Source organism: Flagellimonas okinawensis (assembly GCF_029194005.1).
Taxonomy (GTDB): Bacteria; Bacteroidota; Bacteroidia; order Flavobacteriales; family Flavobacteriaceae; genus Flagellimonas; species Flagellimonas okinawensis.
Genome location: NZ_JARFVA010000007.1, coordinates 81,902 through 105,367, shown reverse-complemented (window position 1 = coordinate 105,367; position 23,466 = coordinate 81,902). Strand labels below are relative to the sequence as shown.

General features: G+C 43.4%; 21 protein-coding genes and 1 pseudogene. 12 read left to right on the top strand and 10 right to left on the bottom strand.

What is annotated here, in order from left to right; genetic code table 11:
- Nucleotide 1 precedes the first annotated feature (1 nt).
- The 6 genes from PY091_RS16495 (at nt 2) to PY091_RS16470 (ending at nt 8,557) form a co-directional block, all read left to right on the top strand.
- On the top strand, nt 2-1,225 hold the full coding sequence (locus tag PY091_RS16495; protein ID WP_166247250.1) for a hypothetical protein: 1,224 nt from the start codon (nt 2-4) through the stop codon (nt 1,223-1,225).
- Between the two features lie 50 nt (nt 1,226-1,275).
- On the top strand, nt 1,276-1,656 hold the full coding sequence (locus tag PY091_RS16490) for a hypothetical protein (protein WP_166247251.1): 381 nt from the start codon (nt 1,276-1,278) through the stop codon (nt 1,654-1,656).
- 34 nt (nt 1,657-1,690) lie between these two features.
- Complete coding sequence (locus PY091_RS16485) at nt 1,691-3,931, top strand: hypothetical protein (RefSeq protein ID WP_166247252.1); 2,241 nt, start codon at nt 1,691-1,693, stop codon at nt 3,929-3,931.
- 104 nt (nt 3,932-4,035) lie between these two features.
- The gene (locus PY091_RS16480) at nt 4,036-4,590 is read left to right on the top strand and encodes an RNA polymerase sigma factor (RefSeq protein ID WP_166247253.1); all 555 of its coding nucleotides are present in this window, start codon (nt 4,036-4,038) and stop codon (nt 4,588-4,590) included.
- On the top strand, nt 4,583-5,320 hold the full coding sequence (locus PY091_RS16475; RefSeq protein WP_166247254.1) for a tetratricopeptide repeat protein: 738 nt from the start codon (nt 4,583-4,585) through the stop codon (nt 5,318-5,320). Before PY091_RS16480 ends, PY091_RS16475 begins: the two co-directional genes overlap by 8 nt.
- A gap of 6 nt (nt 5,321-5,326) precedes the next feature.
- Nucleotides 5,327-8,557 carry a CHAT domain-containing protein gene (locus PY091_RS16470; protein ID WP_166247255.1) on the top strand — a complete coding sequence of 1,077 codons (3,231 nt, stop codon included), beginning with the start codon at nt 5,327-5,329 and terminating at the stop codon, nt 8,555-8,557.
- A gap of 24 nt (nt 8,558-8,581) precedes the next feature.
- Here PY091_RS16470 and PY091_RS16465 read toward each other — a convergent pair whose 3' ends face one another.
- Nucleotides 8,582-9,352: a hypothetical protein gene (locus PY091_RS16465; RefSeq protein WP_166247256.1), complete on the bottom strand. Its 771-nt coding sequence runs from the start codon at nt 9,350-9,352 to the stop codon at nt 8,582-8,584.
- 482 nt (nt 9,353-9,834) lie between these two features.
- Between PY091_RS16465 and PY091_RS16460 the strand changes: the two genes are divergently transcribed.
- The 5 genes and pseudogenes from PY091_RS16460 (at nt 9,835) to PY091_RS16440 (ending at nt 11,377) form a co-directional block, all read left to right on the top strand.
- Nucleotides 9,835-10,044, top strand: coding sequence for a helix-turn-helix domain-containing protein (locus PY091_RS16460; RefSeq protein WP_166247257.1), 210 nt, complete (start codon nt 9,835-9,837; stop codon nt 10,042-10,044).
- Nucleotides 10,041-10,355, top strand: a complete 315-nt coding sequence (locus tag PY091_RS16455; protein ID WP_166247258.1) for a HipA N-terminal domain-containing protein — start codon at nt 10,041-10,043, stop codon at nt 10,353-10,355. Before PY091_RS16460 ends, PY091_RS16455 begins: the two co-directional genes overlap by 4 nt.
- 58 nt (nt 10,356-10,413) lie before the next feature.
- Nucleotides 10,414-10,626, top strand: coding sequence for a hypothetical protein (locus PY091_RS16450; protein WP_275650623.1), 213 nt, complete (start codon nt 10,414-10,416; stop codon nt 10,624-10,626).
- A 60-nt stretch (nt 10,627-10,686) separates the two neighbouring features.
- Nucleotides 10,687-10,866: pseudogene (locus PY091_RS16445) on the top strand (IS5 family transposase); the annotation flags it as partial.
- A gap of 91 nt (nt 10,867-10,957) precedes the next feature.
- Nucleotides 10,958-11,377: a DoxX family protein gene (locus PY091_RS16440; protein ID WP_166247260.1), complete on the top strand. Its 420-nt coding sequence runs from the start codon at nt 10,958-10,960 to the stop codon at nt 11,375-11,377.
- A gap of 416 nt (nt 11,378-11,793) precedes the next feature.
- Here the strand turns inward: PY091_RS16440 and PY091_RS16435 are convergent, their stop codons facing one another.
- Complete coding sequence (locus PY091_RS16435; RefSeq protein WP_166247261.1) at nt 11,794-12,609, bottom strand: universal stress protein; 816 nt, start codon at nt 12,607-12,609, stop codon at nt 11,794-11,796.
- Between the two features lie 175 nt (nt 12,610-12,784).
- On the opposite strand from PY091_RS16435, the gene PY091_RS16430 reads away from it, so the two are divergent.
- Nucleotides 12,785-13,033, top strand: a complete 249-nt coding sequence (locus PY091_RS16430; protein ID WP_166247262.1) for a site-specific integrase — start codon at nt 12,785-12,787, stop codon at nt 13,031-13,033.
- A gap of 191 nt (nt 13,034-13,224) precedes the next feature.
- Here the strand turns inward: PY091_RS16430 and PY091_RS16425 are convergent, their stop codons facing one another.
- From PY091_RS16425 to PY091_RS16390, 8 genes are all read right to left on the bottom strand, one after another.
- Nucleotides 13,225-13,425 (bottom strand): DUF6922 domain-containing protein, encoded by a 201-nt coding sequence (locus PY091_RS16425; RefSeq protein ID WP_166247263.1) that lies wholly within the window; start codon nt 13,423-13,425, stop codon nt 13,225-13,227.
- Between the two features lie 238 nt (nt 13,426-13,663).
- Entirely contained in the window at nt 13,664-13,969 is a 306-nt protein-coding gene (locus PY091_RS16420) for a type II toxin-antitoxin system RelE/ParE family toxin (RefSeq protein ID WP_166247264.1), read from the bottom strand.
- Nucleotides 13,959-14,177 (bottom strand): addiction module protein, encoded by a 219-nt coding sequence (locus PY091_RS16415; RefSeq protein WP_081894260.1) that lies wholly within the window; start codon nt 14,175-14,177, stop codon nt 13,959-13,961. The genes PY091_RS16420 and PY091_RS16415 overlap by 11 nt, the downstream gene beginning before the upstream one ends.
- 470 nt (nt 14,178-14,647) lie before the next feature.
- Nucleotides 14,648-15,649, bottom strand: coding sequence for an aldose epimerase family protein (locus PY091_RS16410; protein ID WP_166247265.1), 1,002 nt, complete (start codon nt 15,647-15,649; stop codon nt 14,648-14,650).
- Nucleotides 15,650-15,771: 122 nt separating this feature from the next.
- Nucleotides 15,772-16,878: an alpha/beta hydrolase gene (locus PY091_RS16405; protein WP_166250396.1), complete on the bottom strand. Its 1,107-nt coding sequence runs from the start codon at nt 16,876-16,878 to the stop codon at nt 15,772-15,774.
- A gap of 47 nt (nt 16,879-16,925) precedes the next feature.
- Complete coding sequence (locus tag PY091_RS16400) at nt 16,926-18,356, bottom strand: sulfatase family protein (protein ID WP_166247266.1); 1,431 nt, start codon at nt 18,354-18,356, stop codon at nt 16,926-16,928.
- Between the two features lie 211 nt (nt 18,357-18,567).
- Nucleotides 18,568-19,995 carry a RagB/SusD family nutrient uptake outer membrane protein gene (locus PY091_RS16395; RefSeq protein WP_166247267.1) on the bottom strand — a complete coding sequence of 476 codons (1,428 nt, stop codon included), beginning with the start codon at nt 19,993-19,995 and terminating at the stop codon, nt 18,568-18,570.
- Between the two features lie 26 nt (nt 19,996-20,021).
- Complete coding sequence (locus tag PY091_RS16390; protein ID WP_275650622.1) at nt 20,022-23,429, bottom strand: TonB-dependent receptor; 3,408 nt, start codon at nt 23,427-23,429, stop codon at nt 20,022-20,024.
- Nucleotides 23,430-23,466 lie beyond the last annotated feature (37 nt).

Genomic DNA, 23,466 nt, shown 5'->3' with positions numbered 1-23,466 from the left:
TATGAAAAGACCAATGCTAGTGGTGATTTCCTGTCTCTTGATTGTATTCTGTTGGGGAAGATCCAGTTCCAGAGCAGACGAAGTGGATGCCGAAGAAACCGGATATTCCGATCGGACCATTGATGAGGAGTTGGAAGATGATACGCTGGATGGCCGGGAATATGGGTTGTCTTCAGCGCTTGCACCTTCAAGCTCCACCAAAACACATCAACTAATAGATGCCCGGACAGGCCTTGTAGTGAACAGTACCGAATACCCCTCCAATTGGAATGTGATTTCCAAGCCTTCCTATACCATTGATCAAAAGCTGCCCACTTTTTTGATACAGATCACGGGCCCGGACCATTTGAATAGTTTCAATACCCCCATTGCATATCATGTCGATTACCAAGACCCACAGATGGCACAATTGATGTACAATACCCCCTATGGTAAAATGATCAGACCCTTGGCCGGTCCCCAACAGATTTTCAACGAGGAGGTAAAGGGCCGTATGGCCAAGAGTGGTTTTGAATATCTCGGGGAGCGTGAACAGCCCGAAGTGACCCGGTACCTCAGGAACAAGATCGCCTCCAAATCAGGGATGGACACCGCTCTATCGATCTACAATACCGAGTGGAAAAATTCCAAGGGCCAAAAGGCCATGGCAAGTGTATCGGTCATAAGCATGGAACAGCCGACCGTATCCGGCAACATGATGGTCTGGTTCTATACGGTCAATTACACCTTTGTGGATGAATCCGCATATGAAAAGACACTTGAACTGATGAAGGAGGCCACCTTCAGCTATAGGGAAAACCCACAATGGGAAGAATATGTGAACCGATTGGGGCAGCAAAGGGCACGGGAAAATCAAAGAAGGGCACAATTGGCAGCCGCCCAGCATCAAAACAGGATGCAGGCAAGGTGGAGCGCTTTCAATGCACATCAGGACAAAATGAAGGGGATTTGGGCCGCCCAGGATGCCAACCATGCTTCCTTTATGAACCGGAATTTCGGTGCAGGCAGCGATACGGGCCAACGCCAGTTCATCAATATGATCAATGAAGAGGAAACGGTGTACAATCCGCTTACCGGAAACAATTATCAAGTGAACGCAGGCTCCACGGAGTATTGGATGGACAGTGATGGGAATTACATCCGCAACGATGATCTATTCTATACCCCAAATGGGGACATCAATCTCAATAACCGCGAATGGGTCAGGGTCGAGAACGCCCATTGATGACATTTTTGAATAACCACGATATGTAATAAACCTCTAAACTCAAAGCAATGAAACAAGTTAAAATAATTTATGTGATCCTTGTCCTTGCTGTTGGCCTATCCTGTTCAACTGATAACGGCAATGAATCCCAAGAACAGGCCATCTTCGCAGGAAATTGGTCAGGAACCTATACGGGGGGCGACAGCGGAACTTGGACCGCAACCATCGACTCAAACGGCTCGGTGGAGGGGGAGGCCTTTTCCAATAATCTGCAACAATCCCTTCCCTTGAACGGCAGTATTGATACCTCTGGGGATTTCAGGGCCACGGTGGGTTCGGCGATGAATGGTGCAACATTTAAAGGTGCCTTTGCCTCAGATCAGGGCAGTGGCACATGGGAGAACAGCACGGACCAAATTTCAGGTAGTTGGACAGGAACCAAGGATTAATTTAAAAACGAGAACCGAATATAATACACCAAATATGAAAATTCCATATCAAAAAATTGTAATTGCATGGTTTGTTTTGGCGCTAACCATGGCTTGTAGCTCCAATGACAACGGGACCGACCCAATGACCGATGATGATTTCTCACAGACCGATGACGATCCTACACCTACAGACGATGATCCTGGCAGCGATGAAGGCTATGAAATGGCGGATGTTCAAGTGTTGTTGCCCGAAAATGCGGATGTAGATCTTACCAATGCCACATTGGCATCAATGGGTGCCGATTCCGATGTAGATGCCAGTGGGATGGGGAAATTGCCGTTCAACAGTGGTTCCGTTGAATCGGGATATCTGCTGGATGCGGACAACCACGTTTTACTTGCAGGTTTTATTTCGGGAGACAGGAAGGAAGTCTCTGTCGAGACCACCGCCGAACTGATGGTATACTATGCACTGGGTTATCACTTATTGCCCGAGAGTGGAAAAAGTGCTTTTTTGAAAAGTATAGGGCAAGTTCCTGGATTCCCAAATTTTGTGGGAGAAATTCGAACATTGTTCGAGAACAACCCACTTATGTACAGCGAAGGGGGTTATGAAGCCTCATTGCAGGCTTTCTTGGATCAAATAACGGCAAAACATTCGGTGGGCCTCGAAAACCGGATTTTTTTCAATGATGAAAATACCAAAAGCGGAGTGACTTTGTCAAGTGTCGATTCCACTAGGATAAAGTTGCAAAATTCCCTGGCAAGAAAGTCCAGGGTCGTCATTTACAAGAAGAGCTACAAGAATAGAAGCGGAGATCTTTTTGAGATACCAAATTATACCTCAAGTACCTTTGCCAATTTTAAATTGGAGTCGGGCGGCTCCAACGCCATACAGGAACTGGAAGTGGGGAACTCGCTCCAACAGATAAATGCGCAACAGGCATCTATAGACAATGCGATAGCAACAGACCCCATCCTTTTGCCGGTAGACCCTGACACTGAATTGGTGGCCGAATATGAAGTGGTCGTCATCGGTTCTGGTCAACGCAACACCGAAGTTAGGGGCATGACCGCCGAAGAACTGGAAATCTATACCGAAATCAATAAGGAGACCTATGTCATCGATTATTTTTTGCCCACCTTGCTTGATGTGGGCGGCAACAAATCATTGTTGCCACCATTTGGAAGTGACAAGGAAAATGCGCTTTACAATGCGGTACTTCCTGTTCTTGAACAATATCCCGATGTGATTGATGCGGTGGTGGAGAACGAGTTCAAGGAAGCCACTGAAATCTTTCTTCCCGCTCTGTATGAAGATGTCCGTTTGAGCAATGACCTAAGGGCCCTACTAACGGATGTGTACGCCATATTGTCCGGCAACGGAGACTTTCCGAATACGTTTATACAGACCCAAGAGTTGATCGAAACAGGTTATGAACGAACAAAGTACATTTTGGCCACAATCGATAAAAATATCAAGGCAACCAATTATTACGCCAATTTCAACGGTCTACGTACGACAGCCTTCAATTTTGAAAGTTGGGAGGTCAAGTCCATCGATGCCGTGGTGGAGCTGCAACAGGACAACGTTTCGCTCTGTCTGGGCGAGGCAACGGAACTGCGTGCAAGCGCAATTACAGATTATGACCCGGAAGTGGAGGACTTTGAATTCCATTGGAGCACTTCGAACGATTTTGGGGGAAGGGTCCAGGACATTGGCGGCGACCCCAACAATTTTGGAGTCTCCATTGTCACGACCAATAATTATGTGTCCTATATCAGTACCGCACTTGATTCCGAATTGGGCGGCGGGGACAACCTGGAGACCGTCACCGTGATATTGTATTTCCGAAACAAGAATACGGACGAACTCACCGAGGCCGGGAGGGACACTATGACCGTAAACAACAAAAAGGGCTGTGAGTCCTTTACGGTATCCATTGAGCGACAGCCCAATTTTAGGGAAACCTCAAGCTCAAGTCTCCTTTGTTCTGGCGGTCCCGAGTACCAAGCTTTTAGTCCGGTCCCATTTGCCGCTGAATTTGCCGCCGTGGATGGAGCGATTGGGTATAGGGGAGTCATAACCTCCAACAATGGCAACAAGAGCCCGGAGCAGGTTTTGAATACCGCAGATATTGGAGGAGGCATGTTAAGACTCAATCTGGGTGTGGGCAGTATCATTATTTATAACAGCTGCAATGAAACGGAGGCCCAGGCCTATGCTGAAGAGATTGTGGACAATTTGAATTCGCAGCCCGTAAGCGTTGAAATCACACCCATTTTTAATTAGAATATGTACTTTGTCGATGAAACCGTGCACCGGACTTTTAAATTACCCAAAAAGATGAATTTTTGTAAATTCCCCATACTTTCAATTGAAGTATGGGGAAAACCTTGCAGACAAAAGATAACCCACAGGTCACCGCATTCAAAAAAAATGACAGGCAGGCCATGCAAGAGGTATATGAACATACGTTTCCAAAATTTAGGAGCCACGTCTTCAGGAACAGTGGGAATGAAGCGGAGGCGAAGGATGTTTTTCAAGACGCCTTTGTTGCTTGCTGGAGAAATATCAAGGATGACAAGTTTGATGGCGCAGGAAGTGTTGAGGCCTACCTGTACACCATAGCCAGGAATAAATGGACCGACCACCTGCGTTCCGCACGGTTCAGAAAAACGGTGGGAGCGGAGGGCCTTTCCAAAGTGGTGCAAGAAGCGGGCGATGATTCCGGTGGGGAGCTGGACGATAAAAGGGAAACAATGCTTAAGGCATTGGATCAACTGGGAGATGCCTGTCAACAGCTTTTGGGTCTTTTTTATTACGAGAGAAAGACAATGAAGCAGGTGGCCAAGGACCTTGGGATTGCGGCCACATCTGCCAGAAATAAAAAATATAGGTGCATGGAACGTTTGCGTTCGCTTGCGGAACATATAACAAGGAATGGATAGGGAAGAAGCATATTGGACAAGGGAGGAGCAAGAGCTGTTCGAAAGTTGTCTTTTGGACCAGATGACACCTGCGGAAAAAGCCGGTTTTGAGTCAAGGATGGCCTCGGATCCGACGCTCAAGGCCAAGTTTTTGGAATTTAAGGCCCTTTTCGGAGCCATTGAAGAGGCTGGACTCCGCCTTGCCATGGACCATTTTCACGAGGGAGTTCAAGACGATGGAAAAGAAAGGCGACTTTCCACTGCCTCTAGAACGGTATATCGCATGGCAGCAGCAATAGCTGTGTTAATGACCTTGGGGGGCATATGGTATTTTTATTATCCCAATGACAATGAAAGGCTCTTTGCTGCATATTACACCCCCGACCCGGGACTGCCAACGGTCATGGGCAACAGTGACAACTATATGTTTTACGAAGCCATGGTGGACTATAAACAAGAGGATTATGGTACCGCCCTTCAAAAGTGGAAAGGCCTATTGCCGGGGAAAATGGACAATGACACGCTCAATTATTTTATGGGATCGGCCCATTTGGCCAAGGGTGAGGCCGATAAGGCCATCAGTTATTTTGACCGTGTGCTGGTGCACGACAGCACGCCCTTTCGGAGCGAGGCGGCTTTTTACAAAGGCCTGGCCCACCTTAAAATGAACGAGGTACGGGAGGCGCTCAAAAGTCTGGAGCATACCTCGGATGACAGGGCAAGGGAATTGGCACAAAAACTAAAGGACTGATCTGGCATGGGCAAAGGGTTGGTATATATTTTTGTTGGGGTTGCCCTTTTCTTGCAGACGGGCCTATATGCGCAACATAGGCATCCGGTGCTCAAACAGCTGGACAGCCTTATCTCAGTGGATGGGTTTGACGCTGCACAGCATATCATTGGAGAGGTCATTTCGGGGGAAACAACATACCCGTTCCTCAATGAGGGCCGATTGGTCTATCCCCTTGCCAAGTCGGAATTTTTATTGGACCCGGAGACGGAATTCCCAAAGGCACAGGAACTGTTGAAAATGATCCGATCGAACCATGAGGGGGATTCCATAGCGTATGAGGCACTCTTGGGACTGGGGCTGGCGCATATCGATCAAGGGAGCGCGGTTCAGGCCAAAGCGTACATCACACAAGCCAATCGATTGGCCGATGGCCTTGAGGATGCACAAAGAATGGTGGCCTCGGAATTTCACCTGAGCGAGGTGGGCTTGAAACTTGGGGACATGAACCAATTGATGAAACGGACCAACAGGGCCCTGCAGTTGATGGGGGAACATCCAGGAACACAGTTCCCTTTGGCACCCAGGATATTGAATTACAAGGGATCGCTGATGTACTTTACGGCGAAACCCGACAGTGCCGACTATTATTTTGAAAAGGCCATCCAGAGCATTGACACTTTGAACACCGATCCGGAACAGCGGTATTACCTGCCCGGTACCATTTATGGCAACTGGACCATGGTCAAACAGAGCGAGAATGATTTGGAGAAGGCGATGGCACTTACCTTAAAGAGCATTGCAAGTTTCAATGCATTCCTGGAAGGGACCCATAACCATCCTTTGACGGAAAAGGTACGCTTCAACCTATCGATCTCCTATCGAAATTTGGGCAGTCTGTACAATGATTTCGGCGACAAGGAAAAGGCCATCCAAGTGGCCACTTTGGGATATCACCATTCCAAAAAGCACTTTCTTCCCAACACGGTACAATATTTCAGTGCCGTATTGATGATGGGGGAGGCACACCTCTATGGGGAAGACCTGCAAAAGGCTCGAAAGTATCTCCAAGAGGCTGAGGCGTCACTGCAGGAGATACCGGGGGACAACTGGGCCTATGCCGCCAACCTGTATTACACCATTGCGGATCTTGATAAAAGAACGGGGGATCTCCTAAGTGCCATTGCGCACTACGAAAGAACATTGGAGGCCTACGGCAACAGCAATTCCGAGGAGTTTAGCCAGAACAGTATCTACGCCAGGGCGAATTTGGCCCAAAGCCTTGCCGAGAACGGACAGTTTGGCAAAGCGCAGGACCTTTTGGAAGAAACGTATGCCAAGGTGCTCGCCAGCTATGGGCAGCGGAGCCATCTGTCCAAAATGTTACAGCTTACCAAGGTGAGGATGTTCTTTTTAAAGGGTGATTTCGAACAGGCCATCCAGCTCTGTGAGGGTTTGTTGGAGGCACGTGGCGATCAGGACCTGCAGAACAGGCCCTATCTATGGGGTGAACGGACCGAAATTCTTTTATATCTGGCCAAGTCGAAATTGGGATTGGGGTCCCATTCCCAAAACCAGCTTGAGGCAGTGGCGAAAATCCTTGATCGGGCCATATCCCTGGTGGAAAAGCGAAAATCCCTGGTCACCTCCCAGGAAGGGGTGGCCAATTTGATCGAAAGCAGTCGCGAAGCCTTCGATCTGGGTAAAAAGGTCTATCTGAAGCTATATGACCAAACCGGGGACAAGGCCCATCTTGAAAAGGTCATGGCCCTTCATGAGTCCTCGATTTACAACCGTATCAGGGCGCGCTTGAACCTAAGGGGGGATGACATGATCCCCAAAGAAGTTCGGGAACGAGAAGGTCGGTTGCGAGAGGAAATAAATACCTTTTTTGATGTTGAGGATGACGAAACTCAGTTCAATGTGGCCATCTGGGATTCCCTCAGCAGAGGATGGCAGGACCATATGCGTTTCCTTCAAAAGGAGTATCCAAAGTACTATGGGATGCGGTACGCTTCCATAGTGGAACCCTTGCGGGACTTGGGGCGGCAAGTTCCGCCGAACACCACACTGGTGCGTTACTTCTCGGATGGTGATGATCGTTATGCCTACGTTTACCATAGGGGGGAGGCCGAGTTGGTGGCATTGGGGCAATCGGACGCAGCTTGTATATCCACCATTTCGGACTACGGGGCTGTCGGGGAAGAGCTTTTTGATTGCCTTTATGAGCTCTACCAAAGATTATGGAGGCCCTTGGAAGGTGTTGTCCGGACAGAACAGGTCATCATCTTTCCCGATGGGGAGCTCTTCAACCTGGCCTTTGAACTGCTCACACCAAAAAGGATACAATCCTATGCGGAACTGGCAACGGGCAGTTTGCTGGCCGAACATATCCTTTCATACAACTACAGCCTGTTCATGCTGGGCGAAAACAAGAAGGTCGTGGGGTACAAGGACGACTTCATTGCCTTTGCCCCTGAGTTTGACCAAGAAATGAAGACCCGGTATCAAATGTCGATTTCCGATTCGTTGTTTTTGGACAAAACCTATCTGACCCTGTTGCCGCAACCGTTCAGTACCGCATTGGTGAAAAAATTCAGCCGGAGATTCGATGGAAGTTCATTTTTGAACGAAAGGGCCTCCAAACCCTTGTTTATCCAAAATGCCAATGAACACAAGATCATCCATATTGGCACCCATGCCGAATCCAATAATGTGAGTCCCGAACTTTCACGCCTGGTATTCGCCAAGAATGTGTCAAACCCTTCGGATATCAACGACAATTACCTATACACCTATGAGATCTACAACCAAGACCTCGGGTCCAACTTGGCCATACTGACGGCCTGTGAGACAGGAAAGCCGACCTACCAGCCCGGGGAGGGGATGATTTCATTGGCGCATGCGTTTAACTATGCGGGCAGTGAAAGTGTGTTGACAAGCCTTTGGCAAATCGATGAAGAATCGAGCAGCCAATTGTTGGAAAGCTTTTACCGCCATTTGATGGAGGGCAGGCGCAAGGACGAGGCCCTTCGCTTGGCCAAACTGGAGTATCTGGCCCATGCGGAAGGTCGTACCCTGCATCCACAATATTGGGCGGGACTGGTCTTGATGGGGGACACCTCACCCATACACTTTACCCAAGGCAAACTTTGGCCTTTTGGAATCTTGGCGGGCTCATTGCTATTGATTTTGTTGGTTTTTTTCCTGGTAAAAAAGAAAAGCTCCCCAAAGGGAGCTGATCCAAACAAGAGCTAATTACCATTGCTGAAAGAATAGATTTCATCCCTGGTTGTTGGGGACATTGGGATTGTTGTCGTCAGGATCCTCGTTGGCGGGGACCCCGTCATTGTCATTGTCCACAAACGTGCCGTCCCTCCCCACGAAGAGCTGGAAATTTATGGGCAGGAAAGTGTCCATGACCTGATCATTGTATTCATTGCTCGGGGCCGAGGTGACCGAAATGGCGGAAAATGTGCCGCCGGCAAGATAGGTGGACCTTACCCAGACCTGGGCGGTTATGCCATTGAAACGGAGCAAGCGGGCCTCAAATTGGGAGGGTATCCCCTCGAAGGAGTTGTTGGCCGAGCTGATGCACAATACATTGGGGGTGCCATTGAAACCGTAGTGGGCGAACACCCCATTGATTTCATTGGCTATGATGGACCTGGCAGCGACCTGTCCTTGGAGTTGTGTGTTCGGAATCCATCGAAATACAACGGCATTGTCGTTGCGTACGAGATTGACACCAAGTGTCCCAGTCTGCGTGTCGGTCAGCTCAAAGGCAGAAAACCCTTGGGGATAGACAAATCCGATAAGGGGGTGTAGACTATGGACAAACTGTCCGCCCGGATTGTTCACTGTTGGCACTTGGGACAAGGGGGCCGGAATGGAATTGGCAAACTCCCAATAGATGCCGGTGAGCCCGGGGGCATTTTCACAAAGGCCCTGAGGCTCGGCATTGGCCAGGCCATTGTTGGAATCTGAATCCGAACTGCAGCCAAATAGGCATAGGGCAATCGTTGATAGGAATAGGGTTGGAATACGCTTCATGATATGTTTCTTTTTCCTAGTATCGAGGAAAAGGGGAAATGTCATCAGGATAGCTTTGGACTAGAAGAAATGGGGCGGGATGATGGATTTTATGCTCACCAAATAGGTCACCTAATTGTTAGGAATATGATTGTTGAACAGTTATTAATTTCATTGATTGCATAAGTCATGTTAAGCATAAGTATTACTATGTTCATCATAGATTTAATTGTTCAAATAATCTGTTCAAAAGTCAGCTTTGGTTGGAGGTACGATTATACCGTATATTGCCTCTGGTCAACATTTCAAATAGGAATCTAGAAAGATAAGTATACCACATATTACTGTTTTAGCAGTGATTTTTAATTATTGTACTAGTTTAACTAGAGAGCTCGGTAATAACAATTAAAATTACTGTTATAGCGGTAAAATTAATAATATTAATCACTTTTTAAACCTATTTGATAAATAAAACACTATATTTACCGCTAAAACGGTAATATATGGTTGATTTAGGTTTGCTGGTCAAAAAGCATCGCAAGAAAGCGGGGCTGACACAGCTTGAACTGGCCAATTTGGCCGGTATAGGCAAGACAACCGTCTTTGATATCGAAAAAAACAAGGAGACTGTTCGTTGGAGCAACATCCTTGCCGTGCTCCAGGTATTGAACATAGAAGTGGAATTTAAAAGCCCATTGACTGAAAACGGATGAGAAAGGCAGTGGTATATGCCCATGGAAAAAGGGCGGGTGTTTTAACGGAATTGTCCCAATCGAAATATAGGTTTGATTATGATGATGATTACAGTGGTCAGGCGATTTCATTGACCATGCCCGTTAACGAAAAGGGATTTGGTTTTGATGGGTTTCCTCCCTTTTTTGAAGGGTTGTTGCCCGAAGGTATCATGCTGGAAGGTCTACTTAGGATTTCCAAAATCGATCAAAAGGATTATTTCTCCCAATTAATGGCCACCGGTGCTGATTTGGTAGGCGCCGTAACTGTAAAACCTCTGGAATATGAATAGGTGCCCTATCACATATGAACCCTGTGGTACGGCTAAGTACAGCGCGAAAGGTCTTAAAATGATAGCGCCTAAATTAATAGGATTGAATGATTTGCCCTATACGGCATCCGAATTACGGAGAGAGGCGGCAAACAGGGCGAAGAAATTATCCATACAGGGGGTACAGCCTAAATTGAGTGCTAGTATTTCCGTGGTCGAACAAGAGTTTAAAATAGTGGATCAATTCGGAACCTACATCTTAAAACCCCAAAATGATATTTTTCCAGTATAAGACCGTTTGTGATAAACAAATATCATAGAAATATAAAAAACGATGTTATAGTCCAATTTTGACCAAGAGTTATATGATCTAAGATATGGCGTGGAACGAACCAACGCGTGGATGGACAGCTACCGTTCGCTTCTGAACAGATTCGACACAACCCCCGAGAGCTGGAAAGGATTCAACTATCTCGCTTTCATGGTCATAGCACTGAAAAAATTCAACAAAAAGAAAAACGAAAAAGTTTAAACCATTTCAATGATTACCAAAAGGTAACTGATTACCAATAGTAATCAAAAATAGTTAAATTTGTTGTGCCATCAATAAAACCTATCGCAAAATGAAAAACAAGATTCTTACAGTATTATGTATCCTATTCGGATTAATGATGATTAATTCAGGTTTAAACAAATTCTTCAACTATATGCCTATGCCCGAAATGTCTGAAGAAATGATGCAAATTATTGGCAGTTTTATGGCAATAAAATGGATTTTTCCGCTTGTTGCAATTATTGAAATCATTGGAGGAGCTTTAACAGCAATCCCGAAAACAAGAGCATTGGGAGCGTTAGTAATTCTACCTGTTATGGTAGGGATAATTGTCCATCATTTAGTACACGACCTATCAGGTATTGGAATCGCATTAATATTATTCGCAATCAATATTTGGGTCATTGTTGCCAACTGGAATAAATACCAGCCAATCATAGAAAGCGAAAAAAACCAAATAAAAGAAAAGTCCGAACCAATAAATAGTTAGTAGAGAATCCTTTGCAAAAACCCCTTTTCGATCTTGACTTGCTTTGATATACTATGGTTATCTTAATGTTGTCGACAAAAATCGCTTAATAATAGGGCAGTTGAGTTTTTCGGACATCGATCAAAGAGCCTTTACCCCAGGCCCTCGCCTACCAGAGCTTCCTTGAAGTGCCATATTGTCGTGAAGTCCAGCACCGTGGTAGTGTTGCTTTCATCTGCCCGCGAAGTGCTAGAAGCTGAGCCGGTCGTTGACTTGGTTCCCGAGTTCCAGGTCGCTCAGGTCATAGAGGTGCTGCTGGAAAAGTATCTTGACCTTGACCGAAAGGTCGCGGTGCGTTGCACCGCCGGTCCTGGGACTCGCCCTGTCGACCACCTTGACCTGAATACGGGAGGAGGTCAACCTTTTATTTTCAAGTGTTATTCTATTGGAATTGACAATAATGGTATGTTTATACCTGAAGCCATAACTCTTGTTTTACTTCTATGGACTATAGATTCCCAAAAACCATATTTTTTTGGCATCATCACTAACATATCAAAACTTGATTTGACAATCTCTTTTTCAATTACTTTTATTACAGCATCTGAGTTCACTTTCTTATAAAAATACGTAACATTTTCTAGACCTTTTTCAATATTCTCATAAGCTTTGTTTTCTGATTTTAGTTCATTTATTTTTTTCTCTACATAAAACACAGTGACTTCAGATTTAAGCTGGATGGCAACTCTCCTTAATTTTGCCAAAGTTCGTAAAGGTACGTCACTCATTACATCACAGGCAAAAAGAATCTTGTGTATTCCCGAAAATTTAGCATTTACAGGAATAGCCAATACTGGAAAATTTTTCATGCTGATTAAGGTTGTTGTTGGATTTCCCACTAAATTTTGTTCTAGTGATTTGGCTGACATTCCCATAACTAAAAATTTTGAGTTATATAATTTCAATATAGAATCTATTTCAAGTTCAAAATCCAAATAACTACATTGATACTCAACTTCAATTTTGAATTTATCGGATAATTTTAAAGCTTGTTTTCTTAATTTCTCTTTGGTGCTTTCAATTAAGGCGTCCATTGAGGTCGCCGATATACGCGCGTTAGAGGCGTGAATAGGCAACTTAAAAGCATTAAAAAGCACCAATTTTATATTTAATAGTTGAGCTAATGATGCTGAATACAGTACAGCATTATCTGATGTTCTGGAAAAATTTGTTGCAACTAAAATTGAGTACATAGTTTTGGTTAATAATGTTTAGTATGTAATTAATATTATCTCCACCACCAAGTGCTTCATATAAATCTACAACAGATATTAATTATAACCATCACTTATCTTTAGACTAAGTTCAGTCCACTTTTAGTTGAAGATTTACATCTCCGGAAAGAATGCATAAAGTCAATAACGGAAAGTGAAAATTTTTAACAAGTACGCAGCTAAAATTGCTGCACTTGCTGGAATAGAAAAAAAATTGCAACCTATACCCTTCGGGATACGTGGACAAATATCGGCTTGGACATGGGGTATCGATATCCGAAAAATCTCATCGGGACTTGGACATTCCACTGTTCAGGTAACTGAAAAACACTATGGCAAAAGTGTTTCCGAGAAAATATTGGATGAAATCAAGGCCAAGATTACAAAAGTTCAAAGCCCTTGACCAAAATCACTTTGGGAAGTACAAACCCCTACAGCTGTAATCGTCACTATTTAATCACACAGTTAGGGAGTACTTAAAATTGTCAGCCATGCTTTCAAGCACTAAAATCATATCCCTAAAGCGGCTTTTTTGTTCCTTGATTGGGACGGCTACATTTCGTGTGTCTTTAAATTGAAATCGTTTTATAGAAATTAAGGGTCTTTTTTTCCAATACCGAGATGATCTCTTTGCAAATATATCAATTCAATAAGCCCGATTTCCGGGTCTGTTCCACGTTCGAGTACCCTTACAATGATAAAGTCCCTGTCCTTTTCAGCATCCAAAAGGTTAATGTCCACATCCCAAAAGGTAGCAGGGTTTAAATGATCTTTGTTGAGCCTTTGCCTTTCCATATCTTATAATTCTAACAAAAATTTACTGATTTTTTAAGTGTTTGGCAATCCTGCTGCCCTGATTGAACATTGATTTTCTCGCTGTTCTTTTCTATCCCTTTCCACAAAAGAGCACCCCAAGGGTGCCAAAATCCCTAACTGTAATGCAAATAACGTGGGGTCGCCGTAGGAAAGTTGGTTTTTAGGCAAGAAAAAAAGAGGCTGGTTGTCCCTTTGTTCCTTGTTCTGGTGTTCCATATTATTTCTCTTTCAATCTTTTAAACCATTTCCTTGGGCTTCTGGACTGATGGAAAACGGAAATTACCGTAATCATGTCATCCTCGACCATATAATGGATCCCATAGGGAAAACGCCTGATGAACTTTATCCGAACGTCCCTGTATCTGACCTGATAACCAAGGGGTGTATTCAATATATCCGAATACCCTTCCTCCAGGCAAAGTTCAAAATCTACGGATAGACCCTTGCGGATATCCTCATACTGTAGAATCGCCTCTGCAATATCCTGATCGGCGGCTTCAAGAATCTGGAACTTATAGGTCATTCCTCAATTTGGCATTTCGTTTCCTTGATTCCTCCAGGGAATAATACTTGGCCCCTCCGCTCTTATGGTGGTCGATACGGCTATCGAGTTCCGTTTTCATTTCATCGCTCAACTCTATGGAGTCCTTGTCCTCTATTGAGTCCCAAATGTCCTGAGCAATCAAAATACGCTTGGCCACTGGCATTTTTTTAATATCCTGAATATCCATAACCTGATGTTTTATTGTCCTGTTTTCCCTTCATCCGTTGCCCCGCTTATCCGTACTTACCTGTAAAAATAATCCCCTGGATGCATTTGGGAATTTAGTGAGTTCCCCTTTTTGGTGACGTCGGAAACCTCTTTGACAGACAAATACTTGACAATAGCCCAAAGTTAAGCAATTAATGTTTTGGATACTTGTGTGTCGATAATTTAGACAATTAAGCAATTCTAAACTGAGGTAGCTTACAATAGGACCAAAATATTTTTAATAATGACCAACTATTACTGTTAGATTAAGAAACATCCAGTCTTTTAAAACTATAGTAAATACATTGACGCTGTTTCCATAAAAAATAGTTTACCGGTTTATGATATAAGAATATTGATAATCTCCTCCGGATAGGATTTTTGTGGGGTTGAAACAAAGCAATGTCCGGTAAATATTAATATCTCCCAAGAATTTAATACCTCAGACTTTTAAGGGTTTTGGTCTATTTGTATTAAAAAATAATATTTAACGGTTTCGCCCGGTTTCAATGTGACGAGGTGTGACTTTTTTTCGATATCTTTTGGAGAATCTTCAAAATCGTGGTGTGAGGCCATAGGTTCAATGCACACAAACGGATATCCTGGAGGGCTCCAAATATTGACATTCGGAAAATTCCCCAAAATCAAACTTATGTATGGTTTTTGGCCAGATTTGGCCAGACCAATTTTATTGATAACTGAGTCTTTGATGAAAATTCCAGTATTGGGAACCCTGTCATCATCAAGTCCAAGAGTCGTCTCATCTTGTAAAAAGGGGGCTACCGAATCTTTCAGAAGACTATTTTTAATTAGTTCTCTTTTGGCAGAAAGGGATTTATAAAAAAATAACTCATGTGTTTTTCTATCATTTGGTTGACCAAGTGACAGATTAAACCCAGGATGCCCACCGAGTGCAAAATACATGCTATGAGTACCGTTATTTGTGATGATATATTCGTTCAAGATGGTATTATCCGTCAATTTATATCGAACCGAAATTTTGAACAAAAATGGGTAGTTTTCGTGCAAAACCTCTTCATCGGGGACAAAACTTAATGTTGCCTCATTTTTAGATTTGTGCTTTAGGGCCATAAGACTCTGTTTTATGATTCCCATTTTTGGCATCTCGTATTTCACATTCCGAAAATAAAACTCATCGTCCTTGAATCTGACATTTACTGGAAACATTATAGGAGCCCTGTCGGTCCAATATTCACCATTGCCCTGCCATAGGTACTCAAACTCGCTGATTTTGCCTTTTATGCTTTGAAGTTCAGCCCCTTTTTTGCTAATTGATACTCTAATCGAATCATTTTCGAGCCAAAATACCTCAGAATCTTGGCCATAGACTGGAAAGAAAAATGTCAAAAAAATAAGTAAAAAACCCAATACTTTCAGGTGTGGTACTTTGCAATCCCACTTAACAGCCCTTTTTGAATTTGTTAGTTTCATCGTGTGAATGTATTAGTTCATAATAAGAAATTTAGCATAAGGACTGGAATTGGAAGCAAAAAGTAAAAAAGCGCAGACAAGCTGCGCTCTCATAAAAAACTAACTCAAAATCAACCTACGTATTATTTTTCACCATTTAAGTATTCAGACATTGCCGGAAATACCTCATTCATGAGTTGTTCACTCACCTTATCTGTATGATTACCGGTGTACCAGCATGTGCTATGTGGTATTTTTTCCTCTTTCAGCAATGTAGAGAAATAAACTGAACCTTCGAATAATCCGGGCATTTCGTCCTGATATCCACAGCTCAGCGCAAATTTTTTGAATTGGATTAAATTGTTTCTATATTTTTTTATTTTTTCTTCCAAATTTCCAAAACCAGCTACCCATTTCTTATGGATTTCTTCTACCTTAGTAAAATTACCATCAGGATTCCTTTTAAAAGGGAATGCGATTTTTAAAGGTTGTGAGAGATCGGGTGAGAAAGCTGACCCAAAGGCGAGAATACCAAATATACTCGTTACCTTTCGGTCATAGGATTTTAATTCTAGTTGCAAGGTTTCGGCAAAATCCTCATCCCTCACCTTTGCCATTTTTTTGGATAAATTCTGAACATGCACCAAGATTGAATCGTTCTGAAACATACCATTCAATAAAATATCATTTGCTAAAACGGCAGGGCTCATGGCATAGACCACAGAAAACACATCAGGATGCTTCAAACTGATGTTGATTGTGCCACCTCCCCCCATTGAATGACCAGTTATACCACGAGATTCCCGTTTTGCCAAAGTTCTATAATGGCCGTCAACATATGTCACGACATCTCTTACGATAAAATCTTCCCAATTTCCCGAAACCGGTGAATTGGTGTACATTGACCCTTCGAACAGGTTATGACCGTTCAGTTCTATTAAGATGAACTCTCGCTTTTCGCTATTTTTCATATAGCTGTAAAAAGCTTCCGTTTTGGGATATTCGCCAGCCTCAACAGTATATCCGTTCAAAAAATAGACCACTGGAAATAGTTCGCCCGAGCCTGAATAGGAAGGTGGTAAATAAACACCTATCTTTTGGATGTCATTTGTTCCTATTAAATTATCCTTGAGTGATGGGGCGGGAATTTCTACAAGTGAATAGCTACTATCTTGGTCCTGGGCTGCAAGGATACCGCTGACAAATAGGAATAGAATCAACAAACTTTTAATTTGATGTCGATTTTTCATATATCTTAAAATTAAGCGCATTTTAAATTTCAATGATAATTCAAAGGTCACCCCCGGTCTTTCAACTGGTCTTTCCCTTTGACCAAATCTGAATTATGTTTCTTTACCAAGGCTTGAATTTGTTCGATGATATCAAGATTGCTATCGGCAACATTAAATTTTTCAGACGGATCCACTTCAAGATTGTAGAGAAGTGGGGGATTATGTTCTTCTCGAGCAGGTGGGCCATAGGCACCTTCGGTAATGAAATGTGCTTTGAAGGCGCCCAATCTAACCGCATAGAGCTCATCGCCCCTATAATAAAACACTTCTTTTCTTATGCTGGGCATTTTTTCGAAAAGCGTTGGGCCCAGGTCTGTTCCGTCTATTTTTCGATCATCGGGCAATGGCACATTTGCCAATTTACTGAAGGTCGTAAACAAATCCATGGTGGTACCTATTTGTGTCACCAAACCAGGTTGTATTCGGCCGGGACCCCAAAAAATACATGGTTCACGCATACCTCCTTCCCAAGTTGAGCCTTTTCCTTCTCGCAAAAGTCCTGCACTTCCACCTTCTTCGTTCATGATGAGCCAAGGCCCATTGTCAGAGGTGAAGACCACAATGGTGTTTTCATCGAGGCCGTTTTTTTTCAGTTCGGCCAATATCTGCCCGACCCCGTGGTCAATCTCTTCAACGACATCCCCATAGATGCCCCTATTACTGGTACCCAAAAAATCCTTCGAGGCAAAAAGAGGTACATGTGGAAGATTATGGGCCAAATAAAGAAAAAATGGTTTTTCCTTGTTTTGCCGGATGAACTGAACAGCCTCTTCATTATAACGTTTTGTCAATGTGTTCTGATCAGCTGGTCGTTCCACTATCTCGGTATTGCGCATGAGGGGAACGTTGAAAGTGTTTATATCCTTTCTTTCTTCTGACTTCCAAAAATCAATATATCCATGAGCAGACCTAAATGGTATGATATTGTCCATGTCATTGCTGTAAGGAATTCCAAAATAGTAATCGAACCCTTGGTTTGTTGGTAGATACTCTTCTTTATGGCCCAAATGCCATTTACCTATACAGGCCGTTCTGTAACCGACTTTTTTTAATTGTTCCGCCATGGTTACCTCATTCTGCGGCAATCCATTGTGGGAATCGGGAAAAAGGACGCGGTTTACCCTGCTTGTCATCCCATTTCTGATGGGCAACCTCCCTGTCAACAATGCTGCCCTACTGGGGGTACATACGCTGGATCCAACATAGAAGTTCGTCCACTTTTGGCCTTCTACCGCCATTTGGTCCAGATTTTTGGTATGTATGGTAGGATGGCCGTATGAGCTCAGATCGCCATACCCAAGATCATCGGCAAAGATGACCACAAAATTCAAAGGCTTATCTTTCCCTTTCGATTCTTGGTCTTTCTCAGTTTGTTGTTCTGTACACGCTATTGTGAACGACAAGACTGAAAGTATAATAAAAATGTTTTTGCTCATGAATCTAATTATTTTTTCATTCAAATTGACTTTTTTATCTTCAATATTCCTACCTAAAGTTTGGGGTATTCGCTAAAATTTACTGACGAAGAAGCCTTTCAGCTGATTGTTAAAGATGGAAGAAAGCTTAGGTAGGCTGCCCATTAAAGTTGTCCACCGTTGCTTTTCTATTTTAACCTTTATTATAACATTCTGAAGACCCTTAAAATATTTAATACCCAGCATTTTGTTCCAGATTGGAATTGGCATCCAGCTCTCTTTGCGGAATTGGATAGAGCACATGAAATTCTTGGGCATTTTTTCCCCTTGCTTGAGCCCTAGAGATCATAACCCCGTGCCTAATCTGGTCTTCCCTTGCATTTCCTTCAAAATAGAATTCCCACTCCCTTTCACGTAAGATGGCATCCCGCAATGAGTCTTTGTTGAAACTTCCCAAAATCAAGGGAGTGGCCCCGGCCCGATTTCTGACCTCATTAATAAGGTCAATGACCTCTTGAGTGGGCCCGTTGAGCTCATTAAGCGCTTCAGCCCTTGTCAACAATATGTCGGCATACCTGATGACCACGATATCATTGCCAGCAGAAGGTCCTACCGCATTAGGGTCAAAAGGCAATTTATAGGGGTGTGATTGGTCATTGCCCAATCCCATTACAAGTTGACCTGTTGCTGTACTTTCCCATTCCGTTATTATGCGGCTGCTTCGTGTGTCTGTCGCCTCAAAGGAGTTTACAAAATCATCGAAGAGGTATGTGCGTGCCGCAAACACCGAATTGTTGGGAAAAGGCCGGGGATAATCAGGAGGAAAAATCAATGCATTCATGAACTGGCCTGCCCCGGCGGCATTCTTGGGAAGTGCCCAAATAACTTCAGCATTGCCCTCGTTCGATATATCAAAGACATCAGAGTAATTGGGCAATAAACTATAAAGCCCTAGATTCATGACATGTAGAGACATATCGGCCGCTTTTTGCCATTGTTTGGTATTTAGATAAAATTTTGCCAGGACCGACATGGCCACTCCCTGGGACGCCCGACCAAAAGCCATAGGCTCGGTCGGCAAAGTTGCAATCGCCTCTAGAAGTTCTTGTTCTATAAAAGCCCGTGTTTCTTCATCGCTAGAGCGTGGCAACAAAGGATCGTCAGTTGAAGACTGATAGAGCGGCAACCTGCCGAAAAGCTTGTAGAGCTCAGAATAGGCCCAGCCCCTTAAAAAATGGACTTCGGCCTCAGTTCTTTGCTTGTAATCATCCGAAAAAGAATCATTGTCCAAATTATCCAAGACTAAATTCGCATCACGAATGGAGCTAAAGTACACTATCCATACAGGAATTAACTGTCCATGGTTACTGTCCCAAGTGTAATCGATCAATGATTGCCATGCACTTTCAATCGACCCGCCGGCACCCCAGACTTCCCCAGCCGGCATGGTTCCCAAATAATAGGGGGACCAAGATTCATCATCCCCTGACCTGTGTGAATAACTATAAGCTGCATTCAACAGAGAATTGAGTCCTTGCTCAGAAGTAAAAAGTGTAGAGGGTGAGAGCTCAGAGAATACCTCCTCCTCCAAACGTTCTTCACAGCCCATCAAGCTTGTCAGCATTAAAATAAGGACTATTTTATAATGATAAGTTTTCATAATTGTAAATATTTTAATTGTTAGACCTAAAAGTTGGCAGTAAGACCCAACATGTAGGTTCTCGCCAAAGGATAACTACTATAATCAATCCTTACGTTACTTCTACCAAATGAATTTGCCTCTGGATCAAAACCTATATAATCAGTAATTGTAAATAGGTTCTGGCCAGTCACATAGACTTGAAGTGCATTTAAAAAATCAATATTCTGAACTGGCACGTTGTACGATAGCCGAACATTTTTCAATCTTAAATAAGAAGCATCTTGAATGGTAAGTGTATTGACTTTTCCTGCCCCGTACGCATTAGGATTTACCCCTGAAGGCCATTTTGTATTTGTATTTTGAGGTGTCCACCGATTCAATATTTGATTCGCCAGTCGGTTTCTTCTGAAATTTGCAGGATAAAGAGACTCTATTACATTAATGTTCAATAGGTCGACGCCGGCCTGGCCCTGAAAAAAGAAATCCAGCTTCAAATTTTTGTAAGAAATTGAATTTTGTATGCCATAGGTAAAATCAGGATAAGGCGTACCAATAATGCTCTGGTCTGCAGGTGTGATGGCACCATCTCCATTTCGATCTTCAAAAATTGGAAAACCGGGCTGGGCTGTCGGCTGCGCCGAATTGGCAATGTCGTCGCCTTCTTGAAAAATGCCGGTGACCACGTACCCATAATAGGAGGCAAGGGGGTCACCTTCTTGGATAATCGCCGTATTGCCCACTGCCTGAACACCTCCTGTAACGATACTTTCAATACGGCCCAAATCCACCACTTCATTCTTAATGGCAGAAAAATTCAAAGAAGTGTCCCATTTGAAATTATCGGTTACTATATTGGTCGAGTTGAAAAGAAACTCGAACCCACTGTTCTTAACCTCACCTACATTTGTCAATATTGAAGCATAACCAGACGCAAATGGCAAGGGAAGATCGAATAACAGGTCTTTCGATTCTTTTGAAAAATAATCCAAGCTTCCACTGAACCTGCCACCAGAAATGCCAAAATCAAGACCAACATTTAGCTGTTCGGTGGTTTCCCACTTAAGGTCAGGATTTGCAATACGCTGCGGGACGACACTGCCCGAAATCGTGCCACCAAACACCACGTTGGGTCCAGTGCCAAAGGTCAATTGCGATGCGTAGTTGCCAATTTCCTGGTTACCTGTCTGGCCCCAACTTGCTCTCAGCTTAAGCTGGCTGAAACTATCGGGAATAAATTCTTCTTGGTCTAGCTTATAGCCCAAGGCAAAGGAAGGAAAATAGCCCCATTTGTTGTTCTCTCCGAATCTTGATGATCCATCTGCCCGTATCGAGGCGGTCAACAAAAATTTGTCGAAAAGGTTATAGTTAACCCTCCCCAAATATGACAACAAAGTATTTTCTTCCTTGCCACTGGAGAGTACATCCGTATTGGTATCACCCAGGGCCAAATTGTTCGTTTTGATATCATCTGTCGGAAAACCACTGATATTACCCGAAAAGAACCTTGAACTGAACTTTTGAAAGGTGATACCGCCCAATACCGTAAGCGCATGATCTTCGTTAAAAGTTTTGTCATAGGTCATCGTATACTCGAACAGATAATTTGAACGTTCCAATACGTTGATGTTCGCAATACCACCAGCTGCTCCACCACGTATGGTCTGTGTGGTATTGTAAATGTCACGTCTTGATGTTTGCCTGTCGGTTCCGAAATTGAACTTTCCCGAAAGGTCTTCTGTGAAATCGTAGTTCAAAAAAGCACTACCGAAAGTTCTATTTGTCTCGCTCTCACTGATAATGGCGTTTATCAAGGTGACAGGATTGTTGACCGTAAGATTCGCGGATTGGCTAAAAGTACCATCGTCATTTAATATGGGTTCGGTAGGGTCATATAACAACGAAGAGTAAATGGGCCCTGCTTGCTCATTGGTATTGACGCCATCGACATTGTTGTTATCCTTGATCAAGCTTGTGTTGAAGTTTAGGCCAATCTGGGTCTTGTTCCCAATTTTTGTCTCTAGGTTTATTCTTCCGGTATATCTTTTTATACCAGAATTTTTGACAACACCTTCTTGGTCAAAATAGTTGAATGAGGCATAATAATTTGTGTTTTCGCTGCCCCCGCTCACGGCTAAGTTATGGCTAGTCAAAGGGGCCGAACGGAAGACCTCCTCTTGCCAATCTGTTCCTCTGCCAATTCTTGAAATGTCGTCATCATTAAAAACTGCTTCATTTCCTTGTGCAATGGACAGATCGTTTATGGCATCGATGTATTGGGAAGTAGACAACACATCAATTTTTTCGGCGACCGATTGAATACCGGCATAAACATCATAAGTAACATTTACCTTGCCCTTGCCTCCCTTTTTGGTGGTAATCAAGATTACCCCATTCGCACCTCTTGAACCATAGATTGCTGTTGCCGAGGCATCCTTTAAAATCTCTATGGATTCCACATCAGCTGGGTTCAGGGCATTCAACGGGTTTCTTGGGCTCAGGTTTTGGCTTACTTCGGCCACTCCGCCAGAACCAAGGTTGGGACTGTTATCAATCGGGAACCCATCAATTACATATAAAGGTTCATTGCTGGCATTCAAAGAGTTAGAACCCCTGATCCTAATTGCCAGTCCCCCACCGGGCGCTGAACTGGCCTGGTTTATCTGTACCCCGGCCGCCCTACCGAGCATCATCTGGTCGACCGATACGTTTGCCCCTGGGTTCATGTCATCTTGGCTCAATGATGCGACAGATCCTGTTAAGTCACTTTTCTTTTGCGTTCCATAGCCAACGACCACAATTTCATCAAGTGCAGCAGCGCTTTCTTGTAAGATGATGTTCAGGTTAGATTGTCCATTGACAGGTATTTCCTTGGTAGTAAACCCTATATACGACACAGTCAATACGGCATCACTGTCAGTCACTCTAATTGAAAAATTACCGTCAAAATCAGTCTGAGTGCCATTCGTGGTCCCTTTTTCGATAATATTGGCTCCCGCCAAAGGAACTCCTGAATCATCCGCTACAGTTCCGTTGACCGTAAGATCTTGAAATACAACAGTACTGGTGTCCAGTGACATATTGGTCGGGTCTTCAAATACTGTAACTTGTCTGCCTATGATATTGTAGCCTAGACCGTATTGTGCCAGAAAAGAATCCAGAATATCCGGCAACGTTACATTGTTCCGCTTAAGGGTAATCGAATTTTCGTTGGGCAAAATACCATCTTTATAAAAAAAGATGTACTCGCTATCCTCTTGTATTTCATCAAAAAGTGTCTCTAGATTTACCTTTTTAAGATTAAGGTTAAGTTTTGTCTGTGCATAGGTGTCATTTGCATTAAGGGCCGTTAATCCTATCAATATGTAGCAAAGAAATGACCTCATGAGGTTAGATGAAATGGACTGGTTATTTAATTTCTCCAAGGCATATGCAATTCTTGAGTAATTATTCATAATTTTATGATTCAGTTAGTTATTACTTCGGTAATAC